At 49.1% G+C, this 6,320-nt stretch carries 8 protein-coding genes; 4 read left to right on the top strand and 4 right to left on the bottom strand.

The features are described from left to right. The 4 genes from IQ219_RS15650 to IQ219_RS15635 all read left to right on the top strand — a co-directional run. The coding region (locus IQ219_RS15650; protein ID WP_194073227.1) for a sensor histidine kinase KdpD at positions 1–346 on the top strand (346 nt) is incomplete at its 5' end. Positions 347–395: 49 nt separating this feature from the next. Then, positions 396–1,478, top strand: coding sequence for a DUF4350 domain-containing protein (locus IQ219_RS15645; protein ID WP_228017190.1), 1,083 nt, complete (start codon positions 396–398; stop codon positions 1,476–1,478). A 174-nt stretch (positions 1,479–1,652) separates the two neighbouring features. Then, entirely contained in the window at positions 1,653–2,597 is a 945-nt protein-coding gene (locus IQ219_RS15640) for a MoxR family ATPase (protein ID WP_194016783.1), read from the top strand. A gap of 425 nt (positions 2,598–3,022) precedes the next feature. Next, complete coding sequence (locus IQ219_RS15635; RefSeq protein ID WP_194073225.1) at positions 3,023–3,379, top strand: iron-sulfur cluster assembly accessory protein; 357 nt, start codon at positions 3,023–3,025, stop codon at positions 3,377–3,379. Between the two features lie 85 nt (positions 3,380–3,464). Here IQ219_RS15635 and IQ219_RS15630 read toward each other — a convergent pair whose 3' ends face one another. From IQ219_RS15630 to IQ219_RS15615, 4 genes are all read right to left on the bottom strand, one after another. Beyond that, a complete protein-coding gene (locus IQ219_RS15630) occupies positions 3,465–4,454 on the bottom strand; it encodes a DMT family transporter (RefSeq protein ID WP_190598585.1) in 990 nt (329 codons plus the stop codon). Between the two features lie 42 nt (positions 4,455–4,496). Continuing rightward, on the bottom strand, positions 4,497–5,165 hold the full coding sequence (locus IQ219_RS15625) for an HAS-barrel domain-containing protein (protein ID WP_194073224.1): 669 nt from the start codon (positions 5,163–5,165) through the stop codon (positions 4,497–4,499). Positions 5,166–5,294: 129 nt separating this feature from the next. Further along, on the bottom strand, positions 5,295–6,077 hold the full coding sequence (locus tag IQ219_RS15620; RefSeq protein WP_194073223.1) for an ABC transporter ATP-binding protein: 783 nt from the start codon (positions 6,075–6,077) through the stop codon (positions 5,295–5,297). 47 nt (positions 6,078–6,124) lie between these two features. After that, positions 6,125–6,320, bottom strand: a 196-nt coding sequence (locus IQ219_RS15615) for a hypothetical protein (RefSeq protein WP_228017188.1), incomplete at its 5' end; no start/stop codon positions are given.

Raw genomic sequence — 6,320 nt, 5'->3', positions numbered from 1 at the left:
GCAAAGATTACTAGAAAATGCCCTGCAATTCACTGACTCTGGGGGGAGGGTGCAAATTAAAGCCTATCACCAGGAATTTCAGGTGGAAATTGTGGTGAATGATAGTGGTTGTGGCATTGCCAGGGCGGACATCCCCCATTTATTTGAATGTTTTTTCCGGGGGCAAAATACTTCTTCGCGAACCCAGGGGGCGGGGTTGGGTTTGACCATTGTCCATCGCCTAGTAGAACGTTGGGGTGGCAAAATCACTGTCCACAGTCGCCCCGGACAGGGTAGTAATTTCCACATTTTTTTGCCAGCTATGGTGGATAATTCCCTCGGCCACCGTTTTGTTGTCACCAACTAGGTTTTGTTCTCTGACGTTCTGATCTGTGGGTCCTGGTCCGCCGTTGCCAATGTTATTTAAATCCCGTCGTAATTTGATTATTGTGCTGGCGATCGCCGTGGTGGCGGTGGGAGCATTACTGTGGGCAGGAACCGGGCGGGCAGACCATCTGCAAGGATCTACTTATAGTACTAGTCCAGGGGGCTATGGCGCTTGGTGGCAATGGATGGAACAAAGGGGAAACCCCGTAGAGCGGTGGCGTAAACCGGGGGACGAACTCACCAATCTACCAACCCCGGTGACTTTGCTAAGAATTGACCCCCGACCAATCACTAACATTGCGCCCTATGGGGATGGCGGTAATGTCACCCCCCAGGAGTGGGAGTGGGTAGCCCGTGGTAATCGTTTGGTTTACCTAGGACGATGGGCCGAATTGACCGAAGCTCCCTTTACTCAAACCGTAGCTAGTGACCAGGGCCCGGTACGCATTCAGGGCAGAAGGCGATCGCCCCAAAAGGAAGGGAAAATATTAGCGGACGAATACGGCACCCTCATTTGGCGGCAACGGCAAGGCAGGGGAGAAATTATCTGGGTGGTACCTCCCTTTTTGGCGGCCAATGCTTTTCAGGATGACCCAGGCAACTTTGCCCTACTCCAATCTTTACTGACAGAAGGTAATAATCCCCTCTGGGTGGATGAATATTTACACGGCTATAAGGATACGGAAACCCTCCAGAAGGAAGGATTGGCATCGGTGTGGGCCTATCTGCAAAACACGCCCCTAATGCTAATTTTTCTGCAATCCCTAGTGGCTGTGATTCTCCTAGTCATTTTTGGGAACCGACGTTTTGGCCAACCCCAAGCACCCCCTAGTCCGACTAGCAACAATAACCAAGCCTATATCCATGCCCTGGCCCAGGTGTTGGAAAAAGGCGATCGGCCTCAATTTGTGGTGCAACAATTGCTCCAGGCGGAAAGTCCCTCCCTACAGAGGCGATTAGGCAATTTGCCCAAGGCCAAGGAAAGTGAAGCTACTGCGGCCTTACTAACCAACCTTAGCCAGCCAGACAAATTGCCCAAAAATGAGAGTGACTTACGGGTATGGTTAAAACAATGGCAACAACTGCAAGCCCAACTACCTCCCTCTAGCTAAAATCCATTGGGCAATGGCCTCAAACCCAATGCGGTGGAGTAACTGCCCATTATGGGGGCTGATTGAGTTAATGTTTTGCGTTTATTTCGGTGTTTTTAGGGCTTTTGCCAATCAACTCTGCCAAAACTGCCATTGCCATCAATTGCTCGATTTTCCTTCCCTTGACCAAACCCTATGACCCGTCCTCTGTTTAACGAACTCCGTGGCCATTTGGAAACATTTTTGGTGGGCCAACCCCATCTCATCCAGGAATTACTGGTGGCCTTGTTGGCCGGAGGGCATGTGATCATAGAAGGGGTGCCGGGTACGGGCAAAACTCTGTTGGTGAAACTCCTAGCCCAATCGATCCAATCCCAATTTAGGCGGGTACAACTAACCCCGGATATGTTGCCCTCCGACATGGTGGGGGTAAACGTGTTTGACTTCAACCAGCAGGCCTTTAGCCTCAAACAGGGCCCAGTGTTTACGGAAATTTTGCTAGCGGATGAAATTAACCGCACTCCCCCCAAAACCCAGTCTGCTCTGTTGGAAGCGATGGAGGAGCAGCAAGTGACCCTCGATGGCCAGACCCATGCGCTACCAGCCCTATTCTGGGTAGTGGCCACCCAAAACCCCTTGGAATTTGAAGGTACCTATCCCCTACCGGAAGCCCAACTAGACCGCTTTTTATTTAAGCTAGTGGTGGACTATCCCCCCCAGGCCGCAGCGAAACAAATGTTGGTCAATTTCCAGCGGGGTTTCCATGCCCAACGGCAAGACCTGGAGCAGTTAACCACCATTGCTACCGTAGAAGAAATTTTGGCCAGCCGGCGATCGGTCGAGGATATTACAGTGGATGAAAAACTGTTGGATTACCTCTTGGCCCTGGTGGAAAAAACCCGCTATCACCCCGATGTTTTGATTGGAGCTTCCCCTAGGGCCTCCCTCCGTTGGTTGCAAGCCGCCAAGGCCGATGCTTGGCTAAATGGGCAGGAATACTTATTACCGGATAATCTCAAAACCGTTGCCCCACCCCTATTACGTCACCGTTTAATCCTACGACCGGAAGCCCAGCTTGATGGCATTGGCATTGATGATGTGATCACCGCCATTGTGGAACAAACCGCAGTGCCCCGTTGAACCGGAAGGACCGAGATTCAGAATCCCCATGGCCATTGGTGTAAGGTTGAAGAAAGGCCCTGGGCGGAACTCAATTGTTGCCATAGGGGAATTACCACAGACAGCCTCCCCCGTTCTCGCTAAGATGGAAAGGAAACTGTTTGTGTATTTTTGCCAAAATTAGCAAGACTAAATTTTCTTTGTCCCGCTGCCAATCTAGGTTAGCCACTGTGCCCCAGGCATAGCCAATGGAATTCTCCTGACTCGGCAATGGCTGAAAAGCAGTTCCGACTCGATAAACTAAGCCAAAGTAACCGATATTACCAAAGCTTTAGCGTTGGGAATTCCTACGGGCACTGCAAATTTTTCCGACGGCATCTTGTAACTTTAGATTTTCAATTTCTTTTAATTTTCCCCTAAATTTTCCATAGGAGTAACGCATTATCATGAGCCAAGCCACCGCCACCCAAGCCAAAGGCATTCAACTTTCCGATGTGGCCCTCAAACACCTCCTGGCCCTGAAAGAACAACAGGGCAAAGATCTTTGTTTACGGGTGGGGGTACGCCAAGGGGGTTGTTCTGGCATGTCCTACATGATGGATTTTGAAGAACCAAACCGGGCAACGGAACATGATGAAGTGTTTGACTATGAAGGTTTTCAGATTATCTGCGACCGGAAAAGTTTGCTATATCTCTATGGCTTGATGCTGGACTACAGCAATGCTCTCATCGGTGGAGGCTTCCAGTTTACCAATCCTAACGCCAATCAAACCTGTGGTTGTGGTAAATCCTTTGGGGTTTAAACTTTGATTCTAGTTTGGGCCATTCAACAGAAATAACACTAGGAAAAATCAGGGCGGGAGTAGCGTCTCCTGCTCTTTTTTGTGGCTATTTTAAGGCATTTTTCTCCGTACTAGGACTAATTTTTTCGTAATTAAGTAAAGCAATGCTGAAAGTAACGAGACACACCCCTAGAATTTGGATATTGGTGAGGCTTTCTTGAATAGCCAATCCCGCCAGCACCACCGTTAAAGCCGGATTAGTTGCCCCAATAATGGCCGCTCGACTGGCACCGATTAAATGGATGCCCCAGTTATTCAGAACATGGCCCGCTAAGGTGAATAAAGCCGACAACAGGGAGCCAATGGCAATGGCTAACCAGGGTAAATTACCTTCGTTGGGATGCCAAATGATTAAGCACAGTATGGAAAGAATCAGGGTGGTGGCAAAACTGATCCAGGTAAAGGGGACTGGATGGAGTCGTTGAAAGCTCCTTTGGGCAAATACCGTATAGCCAGCATAGACAATGCCGGAAGCAATGCCAGTGCCGATGCCGATGGCCAATGTTTGTTGCTCCCCACCGTAGCCATAGGGAATGGTTAAAAATGTGCCTATTAACGTTAAACCAATCACTAGCCAGCGCAATAAACTGGGCACATCGTTGAATAGTCGCCACGCCAATAACGCTGTAAAGATCGGGTAAGTAAAAAATAGGGTGATGGCGATGCCGGTGGGAATGTAGCTGATGGAAATGTAGAGCAAAACTAGGTAGAGAAACATTAAAAATCCACAGCCCAGGGCCTCCCAAATTATTGAGCGATGGGAAGCCTGTTTCAGTTGATTAATTTCCCGCCAGGTATTGCCATAGAGACGTTGGGAAATCAGGGCCATGAGCGGCACTACCCAAAGCATTCTCAACAATAGAAGGAGAAAAGAATGGCTCAGGGTCGGAGTGACAAAACCACCCACTTGCCAAATACCTAAAATATTTTGCTGGGAATATAAAATTCGGACAATGACGTTATGAAAACAAAAGAAAATAGCGGCAAGGAGGACGATTAATAGTCCCGTCAGATTGACATTAGATAAAATTCGCATAATTTTTTGATGCCGCTACTCTGAAATGGAACACCGTTGTCCCTAAAAATGGACTTGACCAAGGATATGGCGCAGGCGATCGTAGTCATCTTTGAGGAGCAAACTGAGGTGACGGCCAACGGTTACTAGCCAGGCCCGATCGCCTTGGCGGAGGAGATAAATTTCCCTCAGAGCAGCTGCAATCAGGGCATCAACGGGGGCATCGGTAATTTGCAAAAGAATACGTAGAAAATCTGGAGAATCGGTAAACTGCATCACTTCTTGGCGATCGCACTGGAACACTGCCTGGTGAATTTGGGGCGGGCGGGGCGGTAAATAGTGAAATATCCTACCGGGGCGGGGACCACGGCCATTGGGGCCGGGCTCTTGGCTCTGAAAACCCACGATCGCCGCTTGAAATTCTGTGGTTAACATGGCAAAAATTTGGGGCTGTTGTTCCCGCAGTTCCCCCAGGGAAAGACCAAGGGCCCTGGCCCGATGAATGGAGTCGATGGGCATGGTGGTGGCGTAACTAACCACCGCAAAAATGGTATTGCCCGAATCTTCATCTGTGGCTTTCACCCAGCTACCAAAGGCGGGCATGATAGGAAAAGTTAATTCCTCCGGTTCCAAACATTGGGCTAAAAAACCGGTGGTGCTGGTTTCAATTACCTCAGCAATATGGTGGGGATGACGTTCATCAAGGCTAAATTGAACTGATGGCGATGGCATAAAACTGACAAAATCAAGGGTAAATCAATGGACTTTTAGGGTGTTAATTTAAAATTCATCAAACCTCCATCAAAACTGATTTGAATTTAACTATATTAAGCTCAAATCACAAGTTAATTAAAACAACAATTAACTAATCGGGCCGTCGATGCTACCGGAGAAAAATTGCTTCAATAAAGGATGATCAGATTGGTAGGCGTCCGCTGTAGAACCATCCCACTGAATTTTGCCATCATAAAGAAAAATAATCCGGTCAGTGGTGTGCTCAATGGTGCTGAATTGGTGGGTAACAATTAGATAACAACAACAAACATGATCTTGGCTGAGGAGGTGGCGAATTAGACTCTCGATTCTGGTGGATGCCACTGGGTCTAGCCCCGCGGTGGGTTCATCGTAAAGCAAAATGTTTTTATATTGCTGATGCTGTTCAGGATTAATGACGATCGCCCGGGCCAAACTGACCCGTTTACGCATGCCGCCGGACAACTCTGCCGGAAATCGATCGCCAATACCTGGCAGGCCCACCAACTCCAAATTTTCTTCCACAATGGCCCTAATTTCTCTCGGGCTCAGGTCTGAATCTCGGTAGAGGGTGAAACCAACATTTTCCGCCACAGTGAGGGAGTCAAACAGGGCCGACTGCTGAAACACTAAACCCACCCCTAAAGCTTTTTCCCCTTCTTCAATGGAACGTTGACGGCGGTGGCCATGGACAACGACCTCGCCGCTGTCGGGGGTGAGCAAGCCGGCCACAATGCGCAAAATAGTTGATTTGCCCGTCCCCGATGGTCCAATTACCCCCACCGCTTCCCCTGGATAAATTTTTAGGTCCACATCGTCGAGGATAACTTTACGGCCAAAGCTCTGGCTCACACCACGCAATTCGATAATGGGTTGGACGCTGTCACTCATCGGCTTTGGGGAGGAAGGATAGTGGCCTATGTCGGCCAGTCTAAGGGCTAATTATATTCCTGGGGAAAATGCGGCCCCAAGGCGATCGCCTTAGTGGAGCCATCGGTTTTACCGTTGCTGTTATTACTTTTTTGACCCTGATGATGATACACAATCCTCTGCTGGGGAGCCCCCAGAGCAATACCAGCCAACTCAAAAGCCTTTTTCATCCTGAGGCGAAATTCCCTGCCCACGGGCCAATGT

It is taken from the genome of Synechocystis sp. LEGE 06083, assembly GCF_015207725.1.
Classification (GTDB): domain Bacteria; phylum Cyanobacteriota; class Cyanobacteriia; order Cyanobacteriales; family Microcystaceae; genus Synechocystis; species Synechocystis salina.
The sequence above is the reverse complement of the archived record's forward strand: the minus strand, read 5'-3'. Positions and strand labels throughout refer to the sequence as shown.

Coding starts and splice junctions, on each gene's coding strand:
- IQ219_RS15645 (WP_228017190.1), top strand. CDS start 396: ATGTTATTTAAATCCCGTCGTAATTTGATTATTGTGCTGGCGATCGCC.
- IQ219_RS15640 (WP_194016783.1), top strand. CDS start 1,653: ATGACCCGTCCTCTGTTTAACGAACTCCGTGGCCATTTGGAAACATTT.
- IQ219_RS15635 (WP_194073225.1), top strand. CDS start 3,023: ATGAGCCAAGCCACCGCCACCCAAGCCAAAGGCATTCAACTTTCCGAT.
- IQ219_RS15630 (WP_190598585.1), bottom strand. CDS start 4,454: ATGCGAATTTTATCTAATGTCAATCTGACGGGACTATTAATCGTCCTC.
- IQ219_RS15625 (WP_194073224.1), bottom strand. CDS start 5,165: ATGCCATCGCCATCAGTTCAATTTAGCCTTGATGAACGTCATCCCCAC.
- IQ219_RS15620 (WP_194073223.1), bottom strand. CDS start 6,077: ATGAGTGACAGCGTCCAACCCATTATCGAATTGCGTGGTGTGAGCCAG.